Below are 17,057 nucleotides of genomic sequence, written 5' to 3'. Positions count from 1 at the left end.
CCCAGCTGTTCGAGCCGCCCGATAACGGTCGGCCCCACCCCTTTCACCCCGAGCAGCAGGGCCCGCTCTGTCGGGCCAAACCGGTTGTTGCCATCCATCTTTCAGACTCCTTTCTGATAACCATGGTTGAACATCAGGCCCGCAAGGGGCCTGATGAAGAGAGTGAAGGCTTAACGCACGCTGCGCAGCAGGAAGTCCGGCTGGCCACAGGAGCGACGCTCACGCTTTTGCATCTCGGCGGAGCAGGTGACCGCATCCGTCCCCTCTTTATTGACGCAGATGTAGATCTCCCGCAGGAAGCGGCCACCATCGGCGCAAGCCACTGTGATGTTGTCGGGAGCCAGCCACTGGTTGGCGCTCGCCAGATCGGCCTTGAGCTGGAAAGTGCTCTTGCGCAGCGGCTCTTCTGGGGATTGATAGGCCGCCGGGATCTTCACTTTCTGGCGCAGGTCGCTTGCCAGCTGATGAAATTGGGGCTGACTCAGGCCGGAGCAGGTGCCGTGCTTCTCCCACTCATGGCGATAGAGGAAACGGCTGGGGTAGAGGCCGGCAAACTTCTGCTCCATGTTGGCGTCGAGCCGTTCGCGGGTGCAGTTGCTAGGGTAACCGCGATCGTACTGGGGCCAGAGCCCGTGCAGCACGAACCCCAGCTTGCGGGAACACTGGTCCCGATCCGCCGGTTTGATGGCACAATGCTCTGGCGACCAGGAGAGCGCCAGCGCATAGTAATCAAAGTCGCCCGCAACCCCTTTGGCCTGTGCGGCCGAGGAGAGCAACAAACCACCCGCCAGCAGGGCAATCATCTTCTTCATCTATATATGTCCATTTCAACCAACTCGGGAATGGCTGCAATGCTCCCATATTCCAGCGCGCGGAAACAGTGCTCCCACCAAGGCTTGCGACAAGGGTCAGACCACTTCTGGGTTTCCCCGGATAATAACGAGGCGTAAGCTGGCATCCTGGCGCCGGGTGCGCCACTGCATCATTTCAAGCAACCACAGGATGTCACATGATCCGCAAGAATCCCTCCGGCCATCTGCCTGTCATCGACGAATCTGCCTATATCGACAAGACCGCCATCATCTGCGGCAAGGTGATCATCAAAGAGAATGTCTTTGTCGGCCCCTATGCTGTGATCCGCGCCGACGAGGTGGATGCCAACGGCGAGATGGAGCCCATCGTCATTGGCGCCAACTCCAACATTCAGGATGGCGTGGTGATCCACTCCAAATCCGGCGCCGCCGTCACCATCGGCGAGTACACCTCCATCGCCCACCGGAGCATAGTGCACGGACCGTGCGAAGTGGGAAACCGGGTCTTTATCGGCTTCAACAGCGTGCTGTTCAACTGCCATATCGGCGATGGTGCCGTGGTGCGTCACAACTCGGTGATTGATGGCTGCGATCTGCCGCCGGAGTTCTACGTTCCCTCCACCACCCGCATCAACCAGCAGAGCGATCTGACCCATATTCCGCGGGTTTCGGTGGATGCCGCCGAATTCTCCGAGGACGTGGCTCACACCAATATCGATCTGGTCAAAGGGTACAAGGCGCTCTCCAACGAGTTCTGATCCCTCTATTTCCCGCGGGTTTCGGTGGATGCCGCCGAATTCTCCGAAGACGTGGCTCATACCAATATCGATCTGGTCAAAGGGTACAAGGCGCTCTCCAACGAGTTCTGATCCCTTTCTTTACTACCAGGGAACAAAACGGGCGCCGAGGCGCCCGTTGCTATTTCTATCTCTACTTATATACATGCGGATCAGGAGCACTTCTTCAGGCTGATATGCCAGTTGGCGCCGGATTGCACCTGATGCTTGGCGGCAAAGCTGTCCATGTTCAGCGCCACCGACACCTGCAGCAGGCTGTTGAGGTAGACCAGTGGCTGACCTTCCGGCACGTCACCGAAGCTGCTGACGTAAGGCGCCTTGCCGTCATATTTGACCACATCCCCTTCGCGGATCTTGATGCAGGCGTTATCCCCCTTGTTGATCCCCGCCTTGGTCAGCAGGGCATCGTCGATATTGGTCCAGACGTTGCCGTACTGCACATCGAGGATCGGGATGGTGCCCTTGAGGGTGCCATCTTTCTCGGCTACCGCAGGCTGATAGGGGATCTTCACCACTTCGGCGGGCAGCAGCGGGCCGACCTGCTCATAGCTGATAGCGCCGGAGGCGAGCCGTGCACCGGTGTAGGCGTACACATCGCGGCCGTGGAAGGTGTAGGACTTCTCGGAGCCCTTGAGGCGATTGCGCTTCTCGTCAATCTGGCGCACTGCCTCGATGCCGAAATGCTCGGCCACCAGAGTCAACGTGCCGTTGTCCGGGGTGACGATGTAGTGGCCGCTCCTGGTCTTGAGCACCACCGAGTGGCGATCGGTGCCCACGCCGGGATCAACCACGCTGACAAACACGGTCCCCTTCGGCCAATACTGCAGGGTCTGGTAGAGGCGGTAGGAGGCTTCCCAGATGTTGTAGGCCGGGATCTCGTGGGTCAGATCATAGAGCGGCAGGGTGCGATCCACCCCGAAGGCAACCCCCTTCATGGCCGACACGGCGCCATCTTTGAGGCCAAAATCGGTCTGGATCACCAGCGCTTCGTTGGCGGCGGCGATGCCGCTTGCCAGCATGAGGGCGAGCGCAATGGCGCGGGGAGCGGTACGAATATCCATATCTGAACTCCTGAATCATCTGAGGATAACGAAACGGCGACAGCCATTTAGACATCCAGACTGCCACCAATGGATTTTTTTGCAAGGGGTTTGCAACAAAGTGAGGGACGACTCGCAGAAATTGTGCTCGCCAAACGTCGGCGGCGGGGGTATCAAAGGCAGAATGGGAAAACGTTTACAATACAGGAGCTCAGCACCATGACACAACCCGTACCGGAGATGATGACCCTGCTGCTGGAGATTGGTGAACAGAGCAGTCAGCTCTGGCTGAGCCAGCCAGATGCGGCCCCGTCACACTACCCGCTGGCCTTTGGCACCCACGCCATCCAGCCCGGACCGTTTCGCCACGCGCCACCCACCCCGCTCGAACTGGAGCGGGCCATCATGGTGGTGGAAGATGAGCTGATGCGCATCGCCCCACAGATCCCGCCCGGCTTGCAGCTGACCCTGCGCAGCCAGCCGTCGCTGGCCGAAGTGCTGGGGGACAACCAGCTCGACCGGGATCTGGTGGAGCAAGCCTTTGGCCAGCTGGCCGCGATGGCGGAAGGGGATCCTCTCGCCGCCAACCAGCTACCCCGTGACGAGTACTTTGCCGCCGTGCTGCTGATCGTCAGGGAGTGGCTGCACCATCTGGCCAGCGAGAGCGTGCTGATCGTGGAGTAGGGATAAATAAGTGGTGAGGGCTTCAGCTTCTGGCAAGGTTTGTCGGTGGATCCTGTCGGGATTTCCTTCGCGTATACTTTGCCCGTATGGCGCCCGCGCCCCTATCGGTACTCTAACCAGACACCATGACCTTATTTTCAGGTAACCTCCCAGCCTTGCGCTGGCCACCGGCGTTTGCTCGCCAGTTCATCGTCAAAGTGGCCGGATTGGCCCTGCTCGCCTTGACCGGGCTGGGCACTGTCTTCTACTACACCTATCTCACTATCCAGCACGACATGGATCTCATCACCGCCAGACAGAAGAACGTGTTCGAGGTCTTCTACAAGCGAGCCAAGATCCTCAAGGTGGAGAACATCACCAGCTATCTGGCACAACACCATCTGCTCGATCAGCCACCGCCCCCGAATAGCGTCGGCAGCGACTATCTCTACGGGTATGACCTCAAAAGCAAATACCGCTTTGCCGATATTCCGCTGCAATACCCGGCAGCCAATATCCTCAACACCTTCCGCTATGCCCTCTCTTATTCGGAGGTGATCAATATCTACACCATCTGGAATGACTACCGGCTGATCGGCATGGTGGCCGACAACAATGTGCTGCCCGCCAGACTGGCGCCGATCAAGGTGGATCTGATGACACTGCCCGCCTGGTATCACTACTTCGGTTGCGCCAGCTTTGCGCCCGGACGCCCCTTGTGCAGCGCCGATGAAGCCTTTGTCTCCGATATCGAGATCGACAGCTTCAGCATGCGCAACACCATAGTGATGTACTTCCCCTTCATCCATCAGTCGGGGCGCGGCGGTTACAAATACGGGTTGCTCGGTATCGACATCGCCGTCGATGAAGCATTTAACGATGTGCTGCGCCCCTTCGACACCATCAACCCGACCCGCACCAACATATCGTTTGAAGCCGCCGAGCCCTGCCGCCCGAGGCATCTCTGCCTGAGCAAACCCTTTATGCGCACCAAGGCGGGGGATGATCTCTATCTGAAGTGGTCCTACAGCTGGTTCGATTTCGTCAAGCTGGCCCTGCAAAGTGCGGCCTTCAAGGTCTATCTCATCGTGCTGTTGCTGGGCATGGTGGCCTGGAAGCAGATCTACCTGCGGCTGCGCACCCTGGCGCACACCGACCATCTGACCCGGCTGCCACGCAGGGATGTGCTCTGCCAGAGTCTGCTCCATGAGCACGACTACCTGATGATCCTGGATATCGACAACTTCAAGTCGATCAACGACACCTATGGCCATGGCGTCGGGGATCTGGCACTGGTCGCCTTTGCCCGCCATCTCAGAAGCAATATCCGCAAGGTGGACAGCGCCATCCGTTGGGGCGGCGAGGAGTTTATCGTGCTGTTCAAGGGGATGGAGGATGACGAGATGATGATCCACTCCGCTGGCCGCCTGCTGGATCGGCCATTGGGGATCCCCGAGCTGCCCACCCCCATCACCTTCTCCGCCGGGGTGATCCGCATTCGCGACTACCTCACCGTCACCGAGACGGTGCATCTGGCCGACGAGCTGCTCTACCACGTCAAACAGCACGGCAAACACAACATCGCCTGCTACGAGGGCAAAAAGATCCGGCTGATCCGCCCGTTGCCAGACGACGCAGAGGCATAGCCGCCTTCTGCCGCTCCCCCAGCTTCTGTTACCATCGCGGCCACGATCACTCACTGCATCGTGGCCGCAGGCCGCGATAACCCCGACTGGTGCCCCTATGTCCATTGCCTCTTTTGCCGAACTGGCCCTCTCCCCCCGTCTGCAGCAGACCCTGACCGAGCTCGGCTATGCTGCGCCGACCCCCATTCAGGCTCGCGCCATCCCGGTCATTCTGGCGGGACGGGATCTGATGGCGGGGGCCCAGACCGGCACCGGCAAGACCGCCGCCTTTGTGCTGCCGCTGCTGGAGCAGCTGCTACAACAGCCACAAGCAGAGCCCCGTCCGATCCGCGCGCTGGTGCTGGTGCCGACCCGCGAGCTGGCGGTGCAGGTTGCCGAGAGTGTCGCGCGCTACGGCCAGGGCACCGGTCTTACCAGCACGCTGGTCTACGGCGGGGTGAGTATCGCGGCGCAGGTAGAGGCGCTTCAAGCCGGGGTGGATATCCTGATCGCCACCCCGGGCCGCCTGCTCGACCATTTGCGTCAGGGGGCATTGAGCCTTGATAGCCTGCGCCATCTGGTGTTTGACGAAGCGGATCGCATGCTCGACATGGGCTTTATGGACGAGATCAAGGCGCTGCTCAAACAGATCCCGGCGGATCGCCAGACCCTGCTCTTCTCCGCCACCTGCGACGACAACCTGTTTGCCCTCTGCAAGGTGCTGCTGCGCGACCCCGAGCTGATTGAGGTGGCACCGCGCAACACCACGGCGGCTGAGGTAGAGCAGCGGGTCTACACGGTGGATAGCGATCGCAAGCTGGCGCTGGTCGAACACATGCTGAAAGTGAAAGGGTGGGCACCGGCCCTCATCTTCAGCCGCACCCGTCAGGGGGCTGACAAGCTGGCCCAGCAGCTTGGCAAGGCGGGAATCAATGCGCTGGCCTTCCACGGCGATCTGTCGCAAAGCGCGCGGGAGAAGGTGCTGCTGGAGTTTCGCGCCGGCACCCTGCAGGCACTGGTTGCCACCGATGTGGCAGCCCGCGGCCTCGATATCACGGATCTCAACTACGTGATTAACCTCGAGTTCCCGTTTGTGGCGGAGGATTACGTCCACCGTATCGGTCGCACCGGCCGTGCTGGCAACAAGGGGCTCGCCATTACCCTGTTCAGCCCGGAAGATGCGCCCCTGCTGGAGAAGGTGGAAGCTGTGCTCGACACCCGCTTGCCCCAGCAGTGGTTTCCGGGCTTTGAGCCGGATCTCACCCGCTTCGAGCCCGAGCCGCGCCGCAATAGCAAGGCGGCCCAGAAGCAGCGCGCCAGAAAGCAGGCCCTCGCTGGCAGCAAGGGTGGCAAGGGCAAGCGTTAAGCCGCCCTGCGCCGCCAATAAAAAAACGCCCGCACGGGCGTTTTTTGTTATCTGACAGGAGCCTGCTCTTGGCGAGTAGCACCCTAGCGGGTCGCCAGCACCAGTGGCAGGGATCGCAAGATCTGCCGCTCCGCCAGGGTCGAGAGGATAAACATCACCATATAGCCGAGCCCCAGCGCCACGATAATCGCCACCACGTTGGCGGTGAACTCGGCCACCAGATAGTAGGCGGCGACCAGCGCCACTATGCCCGCCAGCCGGATCAGCAAACTCTGGGTAAAGTGACCGTGAGCCTTGATATAGGCGAGCTGATAGCCGTTGAGCATCATAAAGATAAAGAAGATCGAGAAGTGGAACAGCACGGGCACCGCCCCCACGTAGTCGGCGGGGAAGAACAACAGCACCAGCGGTTTGCCCGCCAGCAACATCAAGCCAAAGAAGGCCAGACTGACGATGGCGGAGAGGCGGAAGATCCAGCGCCGGATCATCCTTATCTGACGGTGATCGCCATTGCGCAGATTGACCGCCAGCTCCGGCAGCACAAAGCGGTAGATGGGGAAGACAAACAAGGTGGTCATATAGGTAAAGATGGGACGCACCACCACCTGAAAATCCCCCAGCTCGTCGATGCTGAAGTGGCGGATGGTGAGCAGCACAGTGATATAGATCATCAGGATACTGGCCCCCGCCTCCAGCGAGGCGGTAAAGCTCTTCTTCACATAGCTCACCATCTCGGGGCCGAGCGCCACCTTGGCCAGCGGCTTGGTCGCGATGGCCCGACGGCGCGAAACATACATATAACCGGCGATGGCGAGCGACGAGAAGGTCAGCCCGTAGAAGAGCGAAGGGAGCGCATCCATCCCGAGCCCAAAGTAGCAGGCCATAAACAACAGGCCGTTGGCCAGCGGCTCCAGCCAGGTGACCCGGTTGGAGAGCTCATACATCCGATACATGGCCACCAGATTGGTGAAGTAGACCTTGAGCCCCAGCCCGAAGATAACCCCCACCAGTTGCAGATACTCCACCCGGATATGGAGCCCGTGCTTGATATAGGGGATCACCGCCCCCCAGGTGAGCAGCACGATGCCGATGAGGAAGTAGCGAAAGATATTGATGATGTCCCGATCGTTCTTGGTCTGGGAGTAGCTCACCACCATGGAGGAGCGAAAACCTGTCATCAGGATAAAGGAGAGGGAGATCAGATCCACCACGCTGTTGAACAGCGCCAGCTCCCCCTTGGCGACCCACTGCGCCAGCCACACCTTGAAGGCGAAGCCGATAACGATGCTGACCAGCGAGGCCCACATCCCGGTGATAAAGGCCTGCTTGAGGCGCGCGAGAGAGGCGTATTGCATAACGAAAATGGATAACTTTCAGGGAAAAGAGAGAGGGCCATCTTATGAAAGCCTCCCTCCCTTGAACAGCGTTAATGCCACGCACTCACAGCCACCAAAAAAACCGCAAACGCAAAAGGCCCGCTTATTTCCTGAAAGCGGGCGTTTTGTGGTGTGCCGTTATGGCTGCTGATTGCAGCAATGGCAAGGCTTGCTACCAGTCTGTCGCGCAGCCGTTATGACTGCGGCGCCGCCTTGATCAGCTCCTCGTAGTGATCAATCAGCTCGGGGCCGTGCAGCGGCGAGTCGTGGCCGCCGATCACCGTCTTGATCGGTAGCTTCATCGCTTTCAGCCGCTCGATGGTCTGCGGATAGGCCTTCACATTGGCAAAGCTCAGGTTGCCCAGCTTCTCCTTGAGGATGCAGTTGCCATAGAGCACCTGCTCATCGGGGAAGTAGACAAAGATGCCGTCCGGCGTGTGGGCCGGGCCTGCGTAGAAGGCGCGCACCTTGCCCTCTTGCAGCGTGAAGTCGCCATCGTGTACCACGTTCGGCAACACCAGCGGCAGATCCGGATACTCCGGCAGCCCCTTGCGGGTAAAGGCGACAATCTCGGCCCAGTCGCTCTTCATCAGATCCCGGGTCTGGCGCGTCGCCACCACCTTGGCGCCGATGGACTTCCAGTAGGCGTTACCGCCCGCCCGGTCGGTGTGGTAGTTGGTGTTGATCACCTCCAGCACCGGCTTGCTGCTGACTCTTTTTATCAGCTTGTGCAGCTCGCGGGCGGTATCCGGCGTCCAGGTCGCCCCCACCACAGTCACCCCCTTGGCCCCGAAATAGACCATGGAGTTTTCCTTTACGTAGTAGTTATCTTCAACAACATAGACAGGGCCACTCACCTGCTTGAGCTCGATCCCCGCCGCCCGCACGCTGCCGCCCCAGAAACTCGCCATCAGCACCACGGCCCCGGCCAATCCACACTTCATCCAACCTTTCATCATCTTGCTCCCTCGAACCAACCGCCCCCTCGCCACCCCTGTGGCAAGCCGGGCCTTTTAAGCAGTGAGCAGAAGATACGGGGGATTTGTGAGGGGAAAATGAGGTTGTGTGAAGAGAAGGTGAAGTCTGGGGGAAGTCAGGGGAAAGTCCGGAGAAATCAGCAGCGACCTCCTATTCGCGACGTCCGAATACGCTTCGCTATTCGAACCTGCAACACAGATAGCGGCCCCTCACCCTAGCCCTCTCCCGAGGGAGAGGGAATGGCCCGTGCCAATTCCAAACTCTCATCCCCACCCGAACCTCGTACGTAAAGCACAATCAGCGGAGCCTATTTGCTCCCTTCTCCCCTTGCGGGAGAAGGGCTGGGGATGAGGGGGAGGTAACAATAAGCCCCACAATGTAGGGGCGATTAGCGCAGCGTAATCGTCCGCATACTGCCGAGCATCGAGTCATAGCAAGACTGGCTGAGAACTCTGGATATCAGCAACCTCTCGACCACAACCTATTCGCGATCGTCCGAATACGCTTCGCTATTCGAACCGCGGCTCAGTATGATATTGTTCATCAATTATTTATTAATCTTACGAGAGGGCTCTATGACAGAACCAGAGTTCAACCTAGATTCAAATGATATATTATCCCCAAACATACATTTAGAGGCATCATATGTAAGTGGGGTGGAATGTAGGAAATTATATATTCAGACCTTTGAAGAGTCACCAAGTGAGGTAGGGCAATGGAGATCCTCTCCACAAGAAAATTGGTACCACATTGCAACAATTTACAGTGAAAAAATTGACACTTACCCTGTCTATTTAGCTCCTTACACACAAAGATATCTGACACCAAAACATGGGCGAATTGCTAAAATAACTTACCAAAGAAACAATAAAATAAAACTCCCTAATGAAGCTGATAGTGCATATACGGATGTATTACTAAATACTCCTCGAGGTATCTGCGATGATTTAATTTTTGGTTGCGGCCTATCAAAAGAGTTACTTCAGGTATGGCGTGAGTTATTACTAATTAAAGGCATTGATACTATTGAAATAGTTGAAAATGGTAAAAGCAACGTCCAAGATAATGTAGTTAAAATTGGTTTACCTCAGCTAAATGAAATCAGGTTAGATTTTAACAGAGCTGACAGACTAAGACGCTCTCGGCTGAGAGCAGCTAAAAAATGGCATGTAAGAAATGAAATTCTCAATGAAATCGATCCCGATTCTTTTCCAAGACTCACTTTTTCGGATGAAAGTAAATTAGTTGAACTTAAGTTTGAAAAGGGTAGACACAAGGGTGATAAAACTAGACATATAAAAGAAAAAATAGGGGCCGTAAAACAGGATATAGAAAGAATTTCAATCCATGCACCAAGAGAGTTATTTTCTCTACACTCAGAGATAGAGCGAATAACCTTAGCAGGGATGATTGATAAGTTTGAAATCATGTTACAAAAAGACTTGTCAGAACCAAAGTGGCAACTATTCTTTGAGGATAATACTTTCGTTCTAACTATGCTTTTTGCTCGCCCCGTTCATCTTTTACACAAACAATTTCATGCAAGATCATCTAATATAAATGCTCTTGGCTCTCAAATAGGGGATTTTCTTTTTGGTGAAACGAGTAGAGCTTTAGCTATTATTGAAATCAAAAAACCGACAACAGAATTAGTTAAAAGTGGTAACCCGTACAGGAATAATGTATATGCTCCACACTATGAAATTAGCGGTGCAATAACTCAGGTTTTAACACAAAAAAGCTCATTACAAAATGAATGGTTTAGACATACACACTATGATAAATCACTGAGCAACTACAGTTCAGATGTAATCAAGTGTATTGTTCTTGCAGGTAAAAAACCTGCAAATGAAGATAAATTAAATAGTTTCAATTTATTCAGAAACTCATGTAAAGATGTCGACATCATCACTTATGACGAGCTGCTTGAAAAATTAAAGATCTTACTTTCCCATCTTAACAAAAAATAACTTATGAGATTAATAAAAATAAATAAGACACGAAAAACCCACCCGCATAGCGGGTGGGTTTTTTAGTTATCCCCAGATGCACCTGAGAGATTTAACTCACAACAGCAATCAAACCAACGGCGACGTCTGTGGCGGCACCATACGCTTGCTGCCGGTGGACTCAACGCCGAAGCAACACAGCAACCGGTTCTCCTCTCACACACTCCAGTGCAGGCCAACCCCAAACTAAAATAGTGCAACCATGGCTAATAAACGGCGTTTTCACTGACGGGTATGATGCAGACCAGATGTATCGCTTGTTAGTGAGATAAGGAACCAAGGTCATGGCTATTCATGGAGCTACCCCGGTGATGTTGAAGGCTATCGACAGCCTGCAGCTCGCCAGCGTCAATCCCGGCAGCAATCAGAAGCTTGCCCTTCATCTGGGTGAAGGCAAGGAGTACACCATTCATATCGGCAAGAGTGGGGATGTCTCAGTACAACGGGACCTGGCCCATTTAAGCACGCTGGGCCGCATCAAAAATGCGGTGGTCGATTTCTTTAGCCGCGCCACCACCAAGGGGGAGAGTGCACTCACCACCCGGGCCACTCAAATTCAGTCCGAAGTGCAGCGGCAGCTGACCGAACTTGGCCAAGCCAAGAAGATTGTGCAGCAAGCCTTTAACCAGCCCGTCAACGAGTTCAAGAACGAGGCCCAATATCTGAAGCTGGGTAGCGATCCCAAAACGGCGACCATGGCCGACATCACAGATGCCAACAAGAAGCGCCTCGGTCTGGAGAGGCTGGATAAGGACTCCCTGAGCTTTGTCCAGCAGCACTTCTCCAGCTTTATCAACGGTAAAGATGCCATCTTCAGCATGCTGAGCAGTCGGGTGATCGAGCGGACGATCGCCCTGCACGAGTCACTCTCGGGTGAGGCACTCAGTTCGGCGTTGAATACGCTGGGCCATGAATCGGAGGCGTTCAACGCCAAGGTCAATGCAGAGTTCAATCGCAGCTTCGTCCAGCTGTTTGAGCAAAGAGCCACCGCCGAGCTGGACGCCCTGACCAAGGCAAACACCCGCGCCAACGAAACCTCACCGCTGGTCGAAGAGCGCACTGGCTCATCGGACGGGGAGAACGTAGCCGCCAAGATGAAGAAAAGCGTGCGCTTTAACGACAATCCGGTGAGCGATGTCCGGGTGTTCGAGCTGGAAGAGGGCCGAGCACTCAATATCAAGGTGTAACCCTTGCCATGAATATGGATGACGGCCCGGCCCGCTCGGTGGCGGGGCCGTCTCTTGGTGATCTTGCCCTGCCCCTCGAAGACGACCGGGCAACCGGACTGGAGTGTTGTGTTGGATATCTATCAGAAAATCGTGGCCGAGCTGTCGGTCGAGCCGCTGGCCTTCGATGAAAACGGCGTCTGCACGTTCGAGGTCCAGCGAACAGCAGAGGAAGCGAGCGCCCCCTTTGTGGTCAATATCGTGGCTCAGCCCGACGAAATGGCGCTGGTGCTCTCGGTGACCACGGCGAGCGATCTTCCCGCGCGCCTGTCTCGCGAATTGTTCCTGCGTTTTGGCGAGCATGCCCTCGCCCCCTTGCGCCATGGCTACGGAGTCGGCATCTATCCCGGCACCGAGCGGGTATCGTTTTTCTCCCGGATAGCGCTGGGGAGCTATCGTCCGCAGCAGATCAGGGAAAGCCTCGCCGATCTGCTGGAGAAGGCCCACGAGTGGGAGGCCAGCTTGTCCCAAGATGAGCAGACCCCGCCTGTGACAAAAAGCGAAATGGGTGCGGGCCAGAACATCCGGGTGTGATAGCCAAAGCCAGAACATGGACGAAAAAGAGGGAGGCATGATGCCTCCCTCTCTCTTTGTCTCTGATCTAACAACTATCAGGCGATCACCCCAACGGCGGCGTCCGTGGCGGCACCATACGCTTGCTGCCGGTGGACTCGAAGGCCGAGGCGAAGCGCAGCAGGTTGTGGTCGTCATAGGCGCGACCGGCGAAGGTCAGCCCAACCGGCATACCGATATCGGCCATAACACCCATGGGGACGGTGACGGTCGGCACGCCGAGGTGGCGAATGGCGAGGTTGCCGTTGGCAACCCAGATGCCGTTGCTCCAGGCGATATCGGCGGAGGCCGGATTCACGTCCGCATCAGCCGGGGCGACGTCGGCGACGGTGGGGAACAGCACGGCGTCGAGCTTGAGCCCGTCCATCCAGTCCTCCAAGTCCAGCTTGCGAGTCTTCTCCAGACCGCGCAGGCCGTCCGGCACTGTGGGGATCTCGTCAAAGCGCTTGATGCCGCGCTTGGCCATATTGACGTACTCGTCCATGCCCGCTGCCAGATCGCCCTCGCGGTTCGGCAGAGTGCCCGGGTCGTGGGGGAAGATCTTCGGCCCATCGACATCGGCCAGCTTGTTCAGCTTGGGATCGCCGTTGGCGCGCAGGAAGTCGTCGAACGCCCAGCCGGAGAGCTCCCACAGCTCGTCGTTGAGAAACTCCGGGCTCACGATGCCGCGGTTGAACACGGTCGGCGCGCCGGGTCTGTCCCCTTCGCAGTTGGAGACCAGCGGGAAGTCCACTTCGATGACTTCCGCGCCAGCGGCTTCCAGCGCCTTGCGCGCTTCTTCCCAGAGGGTGATCACGGAGTCGCGGGTATGGATGCGCTGACCGGTCGGGCCGCCGATGCCGGGGTTTTCGCTGGTGCCGGCCAGTTCATCCTTGTTGATAAACATGCGCGGCACGCCGAGGCGCTTGCCCTTGAGGGCATCGGGCTTGGCAGCCAGATCCAGATAGGAAGCCGGACGCACCTCGGAAGCCTTGGGCAGCTGCACCCAGGGCTGCATGCGCCACAGATCGCCACGGGTATCGGCATCGTCGGCCACTACTACGTCGAGCACTTCCAGCAGGTCGTTCATGGTGCGGGCATAAGGCACCACCACATCCATGGTCGGAGTCAGCGGCCAGTTGCCGCGCACCGAGATGACGCCACGGGACGGGGTGTAGGCACACAGACCGTTGTTGGAGGCAGGTCCACGGCCGCTCGACCAGGTCTCTTCCGCCAGACCGAAGGCAGAGAAGCTGGCGGCGGTGGCGGTACCGGCACCGTTGGAGGAGCCGGAGGCAAACGGCGCGGTCAGGTAGTCGGCGTTGTAGGGGCTCTCGGCACGGCCATAGACGCCGCGCTGCATGCCGCCATTAGCCATCGGCGGCATATTGGTTTTGCCAAGGCAGATGGCACCGGCGGCGCGCAGGCGCTCAACGGTAAAGGCATCGCGCTGGGCCACCAGCTCCTTGAAGGCCGGGCTGCCGGAGGCGGCAGTCAACCCCTTGACCAGATAGCTGTCTTTGGCGGTGTAGGGGATGCCGTCGAGCGGGCTCAAGGTCTCGCCACGGGCGCGGCGGGCATCGGAAGCCTCGGCCTCTTTCAGCGCATCGGGATTGGCGACCACCACGGCATTGAGTTTGGTGGCAGTCTCGGGGCCGTTGTAAGCCTCGATCCGGGCCAGATAGGCCTTGACCAGTTCGACCGCTGTGGTGCGGCCTGATTCGAGCGCGGCACGCAGCTCGGCAATGGAAACCTCGGTCACTTCGATCATGGGGATCTCCTGTAAAAGGGTGACTGTTTGTCATGATGATCGTCGCATCAGCGCCTGCGACCATCACACCATCAAGAGAGAAAACCCCACTGAGTGGGGTTTTGAATACTCACCGGAACCGGTTCTTATTTGCCGGAAGGGATCTGCTGGGTAATGCAGTGAATATTGCCACCGCCCAGCAGGATCTCGCGGGCCGGTACGCCGACCACGGTGTGATCCGGGAAGATCTCTTCCAGAATGCGCTGGGCTTCGCCATCGGTGGCGGCATCCAGCAGCGGATAGACGATGCGATCGTTGGTGATGAGGAAGTTCACGTAGGAACCGGCCAGACGGCCCTCGGCCTCGCGCGGCACACCGGTACCGCTCTCGACGCCGGCAGACTCCTCTTCAGTGCAGAACAGCGGGCCCGGCTGGGGCAGCTTCCACACTTTCAGCTTGCGACCCTTGGCATCGACCGCCGCTTCCAGCACCTTGAGGGCGGCCACGGAGCGGGCGTACTGGGGATCGTTCTGGTCGTCAGTCCAGTGCAGGGCCACTTCACCCGGACGCACGAAGCAGCACATGTTGTCGATGTGGCCGTCGGTTTCGTCCATGTAGACGCCTTCGTCCAGCCAGATAAAGCTGGTGACGCCCAGATAGTCGCGCAGGTGAGCTTCGATCTGCGCTTTGGTCAGGTGCGGGTTGCGGTTTTCGTTGAGCAGGCACTCGGCGGTGGTCAGGCAGGTGCCTTCGCCATCGACGTGGATGGAGCCCCCTTCCAGAATCAGCGGCGCGTCGTAGCGAGCCATGCCGTGCTGGGCCAGCATCTGGGCAGCGACCTCTTCATCCTGATTCCACGGGTAGTAGAGACCGCCCTTGTGACCGCCCCAGGCGTTGAAGCCCCAATCCACCCCACGGCACTCGCCGGCCGCGTTGGTGACGATGGTCGGGCCGGTATCGCGAGCCCAGCAGTCATCGCTGTTCATCTCGACCAGAGTGACGTGAGCGGGCATGATGGCGCGGGCCTGCTCCATAAACTGGGCCGGTACCCCCATAAAGACCGGGGTGGCGCCACCGATGGCATCCGCCACCTTGGCGAAGGTCTCTTGCGCGAAGCGACCGGCTACGCGCCAGTTGTCCGGGCGAAACGGCCAGATCATCCAGACGGCCTGCTGGTGTGCCCACTCGGCGGGCATGGTGAAGCCGTCGGCGGCCGGCGTGGAGTTAATGGTCTTGATGCTCATCGCAAGGCTCCTTGCATGGATTAAGGCCCCCGTTTACGCCAGATGCGGCGCGGGAACCCGGAAAAATAACAGTGGGTCGCAGTGTAAGAAGTTGCGCCCCCATCCATCAAATGAATAGGATGGATTGTCCCATAAACACGGCGAATAATCCCCCCATGAAACTGCACCAGCTCGACCTCAATCTGCTGCTCGCGTTTGACGCCCTGATGACGCAAGGCAGCGTCACCCGCGCCGCCGAAGCGCTCTTTATCAGCCAGCCCGCCATGAGCCACTCCCTTAACCGGCTGCGCACCTTTCTCGGCGACCCGCTGCTGGTGCGCACCCCGCAGGGGATGCTGCCGACCCCGCGCGCCCAGCGGTTGCATCTCGGGGTGCAGCAGGCGCTGCGGCTGCTGGAGCAGCAGCTCACCGAAGAAGAGGAGTTCGAGCCAAGCCAGTCGAAGCGACGCTTCGTGCTCTGCACCACAGATTACGTGGAGTGTGTGCTGATCCCGCCGCTTATTCAGCGGCTCAGACGGCTGGCGCCCGGGGTCACCATCGAGATCCGCATCCTGCGCGACACCCTGCCCGAAGCCGAGCTGGCAAGCGGGGAGATCGATCTGGTGCTGGGCTTTGACGAATACATGCAGGTGCCGGGGTATCTGGGCAAGGAGACCTGGCTCACCGAGCCGCTGGCCGGGCTGGTGCGCGCCGATCTGCCGATTGCCAAATCGGCCCCCGCCGGCGCCGAGGATGACCCCTCCCAATGGATGGAGCGCATCACCCTGCAGCAGCTCATCGCCATGCCCCATGTGTTCCACTCGCCGCTGGGCACCTCGGAGGCGAGCCTCGACCGCTATCTGAAGAGTCAGGGCTTTAGCCGCACCATCTCGGTCAACAGCCAGAGTTATATGTCCGCCGCAGCCATCGTCAGCCAGAGCGATCACCTGCTGGTGCTGCCCAGCATGGTGGCCGAGCTGCTCGCCACCCACTGGCCGCTGAAAAGCCTGCCGCTGCCCGAAGATGTGCCGGATTATCACCTCAACTGCGTCTGGCATCCCGTGCACGCGCAGCAACCGGCGCTGGTATGGCTAAAAGATTTGATGAAGGCGCTGGTAGGGCCGAGGTAAAACGGCGGCGTCTGGCATACTCCATCGGCGCATACGCAACAACCGGCGCAGATGTGGTTCAAGGATTTGATGAAGGAGCTTGTTGACCGACCACGATGCCCGCACAGAACCTCGATCAGTTCCCTCTCCCTTTGGGAGAGGGTTAGGGTGAGGGCTGCTCCTGCTCCCTCCCCCTCATCCCCAGCCCTTCTCCCGCAAGGGGAGAAGGGAGCCGTTACGCTACAACTTGCAGCATCGTAGTCAGCTAGGCGATTCCCAATACATTCAAAAAGTTACCGTCATCTTCGTATTACCCAATCCCGATAGCTCCTCGAGCTGTTCCCTCTCCCATTGGGAGAGGGTTAGGGTGAGGGGGCTTCTTTCCCCTCATCCCCAACCCTTTTCCCGCAAGGGGAGAAGGGAGCCGTTACGCTACAACTTGCAGCATCGCAGCCAGCCAGGCGATTCCCAATACATTCGAACAGTTATCGCCATCTGCTATCACCCAATCCAGCTTCCCCTACTCGAATC

The 17,057-nt window shown here is 58.1% G+C and carries 15 protein-coding genes and 1 pseudogene (1 of these 16 running past the window's edge); 9 read left to right on the top strand and 7 right to left on the bottom strand.

Translation table 11 applies throughout. From position 1 onward, the window contains the following. Both ACTG2W_RS17310 and ACTG2W_RS17305 read right to left on the bottom strand, forming a co-directional pair. On the bottom strand, positions 1–98 hold the beginning of the coding sequence (locus ACTG2W_RS17310) for a Pathogenicity locus (RefSeq protein WP_106844341.1). Its footprint begins 181 nt before the window's first position; only the first 98 of its 279 coding nucleotides appear in the window; it begins with the start codon at positions 96–98; the stop codon falls past the left edge of the window. Between the two features lie 72 nt (positions 99–170). Next, positions 171–812: a ribonuclease T2 family protein gene (locus tag ACTG2W_RS17305; RefSeq protein WP_005343399.1), complete on the bottom strand. Its 642-nt coding sequence runs from the start codon at positions 810–812 to the stop codon at positions 171–173. A 197-nt stretch (positions 813–1,009) separates the two neighbouring features. Between ACTG2W_RS17305 and ACTG2W_RS17300 the strand changes: the two genes are divergently transcribed. After that, a complete protein-coding gene (locus tag ACTG2W_RS17300) occupies positions 1,010–1,570 on the top strand; it encodes a gamma carbonic anhydrase family protein (RefSeq protein WP_005343397.1) in 561 nt (186 codons plus the stop codon). Between the two features lie 12 nt (positions 1,571–1,582). Further along, positions 1,583–1,681 (top strand): annotated as a pseudogene (locus ACTG2W_RS17295) (carbonate dehydratase); the annotation flags it as partial. An 80-nt stretch (positions 1,682–1,761) separates the two neighbouring features. Here the strand turns inward: ACTG2W_RS17295 and ACTG2W_RS17290 are convergent. After that, positions 1,762–2,670, bottom strand: a complete 909-nt coding sequence (locus tag ACTG2W_RS17290; RefSeq protein WP_106844342.1) for an SAM hydrolase/SAM-dependent halogenase family protein — start codon at positions 2,668–2,670, stop codon at positions 1,762–1,764. A 198-nt stretch (positions 2,671–2,868) separates the two neighbouring features. Here ACTG2W_RS17290 and ACTG2W_RS17285 point away from each other — a divergent pair, with 198 nt between their 5' ends. From ACTG2W_RS17285 to ACTG2W_RS17275, 3 genes are all read left to right on the top strand, one after another. Next, positions 2,869–3,333: a hypothetical protein gene (locus tag ACTG2W_RS17285; protein ID WP_106844343.1), complete on the top strand. Its 465-nt coding sequence runs from the start codon at positions 2,869–2,871 to the stop codon at positions 3,331–3,333. Between the two features lie 125 nt (positions 3,334–3,458). Further along, positions 3,459–4,958, top strand: a complete 1,500-nt coding sequence (locus ACTG2W_RS17280) for a GGDEF domain-containing protein (RefSeq protein WP_235657039.1) — start codon at positions 3,459–3,461, stop codon at positions 4,956–4,958. 97 nt (positions 4,959–5,055) lie between these two features. Beyond that, positions 5,056–6,303 carry a DEAD/DEAH box helicase gene (locus ACTG2W_RS17275; RefSeq protein WP_106844345.1) on the top strand — a complete coding sequence of 416 codons (1,248 nt, stop codon included), beginning with the start codon at positions 5,056–5,058 and terminating at the stop codon, positions 6,301–6,303. An 83-nt stretch (positions 6,304–6,386) separates the two neighbouring features. On the opposite strand, the gene ACTG2W_RS17270 is transcribed toward ACTG2W_RS17275, so the two are convergent. Together ACTG2W_RS17270 and cphA are read right to left on the bottom strand one after the other, a co-directional pair. After that, positions 6,387–7,658 (bottom strand): hypothetical protein, encoded by a 1,272-nt coding sequence (locus tag ACTG2W_RS17270; protein WP_106844346.1) that lies wholly within the window; start codon positions 7,656–7,658, stop codon positions 6,387–6,389. Between the two features lie 215 nt (positions 7,659–7,873). Continuing rightward, positions 7,874–8,638, bottom strand: coding sequence for a CphA family subclass B2 metallo-beta-lactamase (gene cphA / locus ACTG2W_RS17265; RefSeq protein ID WP_081043470.1), 765 nt, complete (start codon positions 8,636–8,638; stop codon positions 7,874–7,876). Positions 8,639–9,232: 594 nt separating this feature from the next. Between cphA and ACTG2W_RS17260 the strand changes: the two genes are divergently transcribed. From ACTG2W_RS17260 to ACTG2W_RS17250, 3 genes are all read left to right on the top strand, one after another. Beyond that, positions 9,233–10,627, top strand: a complete 1,395-nt coding sequence (locus ACTG2W_RS17260) for a Shedu immune nuclease family protein (RefSeq protein WP_181281684.1) — start codon at positions 9,233–9,235, stop codon at positions 10,625–10,627. Between the two features lie 323 nt (positions 10,628–10,950). Next, complete coding sequence (locus ACTG2W_RS17255; protein WP_106844348.1) at positions 10,951–11,853, top strand: hypothetical protein; 903 nt, start codon at positions 10,951–10,953, stop codon at positions 11,851–11,853. Between the two features lie 108 nt (positions 11,854–11,961). Then, a complete protein-coding gene (locus ACTG2W_RS17250; RefSeq protein ID WP_421309281.1) occupies positions 11,962–12,426 on the top strand; it encodes a CesT family type III secretion system chaperone in 465 nt (154 codons plus the stop codon). A gap of 85 nt (positions 12,427–12,511) precedes the next feature. Here the strand turns inward: ACTG2W_RS17250 and ACTG2W_RS17245 are convergent, their stop codons facing one another. Both ACTG2W_RS17245 and aguA read right to left on the bottom strand, forming a co-directional pair. Beyond that, positions 12,512–14,215, bottom strand: coding sequence for an amidase (locus tag ACTG2W_RS17245; RefSeq protein ID WP_106844350.1), 1,704 nt, complete (start codon positions 14,213–14,215; stop codon positions 12,512–12,514). A 125-nt stretch (positions 14,216–14,340) separates the two neighbouring features. After that, the gene (aguA, locus tag ACTG2W_RS17240; RefSeq protein WP_106844351.1) at positions 14,341–15,438 is read right to left on the bottom strand and encodes an agmatine deiminase; all 1,098 of its coding nucleotides are present in this window, start codon (positions 15,436–15,438) and stop codon (positions 14,341–14,343) included. Positions 15,439–15,593: 155 nt separating this feature from the next. Here aguA and ACTG2W_RS17235 point away from each other — a divergent pair, with 155 nt between their 5' ends. Next, the gene (locus ACTG2W_RS17235; RefSeq protein ID WP_106844352.1) at positions 15,594–16,547 is read left to right on the top strand and encodes a LysR family transcriptional regulator; all 954 of its coding nucleotides are present in this window, start codon (positions 15,594–15,596) and stop codon (positions 16,545–16,547) included. Positions 16,548–17,057 lie beyond the last annotated feature (510 nt).

The sequence above is a fragment of the Aeromonas sp. 96A genome (assembly GCF_051919165.1).
Taxonomy (GTDB): Bacteria; Pseudomonadota; Gammaproteobacteria; order Enterobacterales; family Aeromonadaceae; genus Aeromonas; species Aeromonas veronii.
The sequence above is the reverse complement of the archived record's forward strand: the minus strand, read 5'-3'. Positions and strand labels throughout refer to the sequence as shown.

Excerpts from the sequence above, each read along its gene's own strand:
- aguA (WP_106844351.1), bottom strand. The coding sequence starts at position 15,438 with ATGAGCATCAAGACCATTAACTCCACGCCGGCCGCCGACGGCTTCACC.
- ACTG2W_RS17260 (WP_181281684.1), top strand. The coding sequence starts at position 9,233 with ATGACAGAACCAGAGTTCAACCTAGATTCAAATGATATATTATCCCCA.
- ACTG2W_RS17275 (WP_106844345.1), top strand. The coding sequence starts at position 5,056 with ATGTCCATTGCCTCTTTTGCCGAACTGGCCCTCTCCCCCCGTCTGCAG.
- ACTG2W_RS17270 (WP_106844346.1), bottom strand. The coding sequence starts at position 7,658 with ATGCAATACGCCTCTCTCGCGCGCCTCAAGCAGGCCTTTATCACCGGG.
- ACTG2W_RS17255 (WP_106844348.1), top strand. The coding sequence starts at position 10,951 with ATGGCTATTCATGGAGCTACCCCGGTGATGTTGAAGGCTATCGACAGC.
- ACTG2W_RS17290 (WP_106844342.1), bottom strand. The coding sequence starts at position 2,670 with ATGGATATTCGTACCGCTCCCCGCGCCATTGCGCTCGCCCTCATGCTG.
- ACTG2W_RS17300 (WP_005343397.1), top strand. The coding sequence starts at position 1,010 with ATGATCCGCAAGAATCCCTCCGGCCATCTGCCTGTCATCGACGAATCT.
- ACTG2W_RS17280 (WP_235657039.1), top strand. The coding sequence starts at position 3,459 with ATGACCTTATTTTCAGGTAACCTCCCAGCCTTGCGCTGGCCACCGGCG.
- ACTG2W_RS17305 (WP_005343399.1), bottom strand. The coding sequence starts at position 812 with ATGAAGAAGATGATTGCCCTGCTGGCGGGTGGTTTGTTGCTCTCCTCG.
- cphA (WP_081043470.1), bottom strand. The coding sequence starts at position 8,638 with ATGATGAAAGGTTGGATGAAGTGTGGATTGGCCGGGGCCGTGGTGCTG.
- ACTG2W_RS17245 (WP_106844350.1), bottom strand. The coding sequence starts at position 14,215 with ATGATCGAAGTGACCGAGGTTTCCATTGCCGAGCTGCGTGCCGCGCTC.
- ACTG2W_RS17235 (WP_106844352.1), top strand. The coding sequence starts at position 15,594 with ATGAAACTGCACCAGCTCGACCTCAATCTGCTGCTCGCGTTTGACGCC.
- ACTG2W_RS17285 (WP_106844343.1), top strand. The coding sequence starts at position 2,869 with ATGACACAACCCGTACCGGAGATGATGACCCTGCTGCTGGAGATTGGT.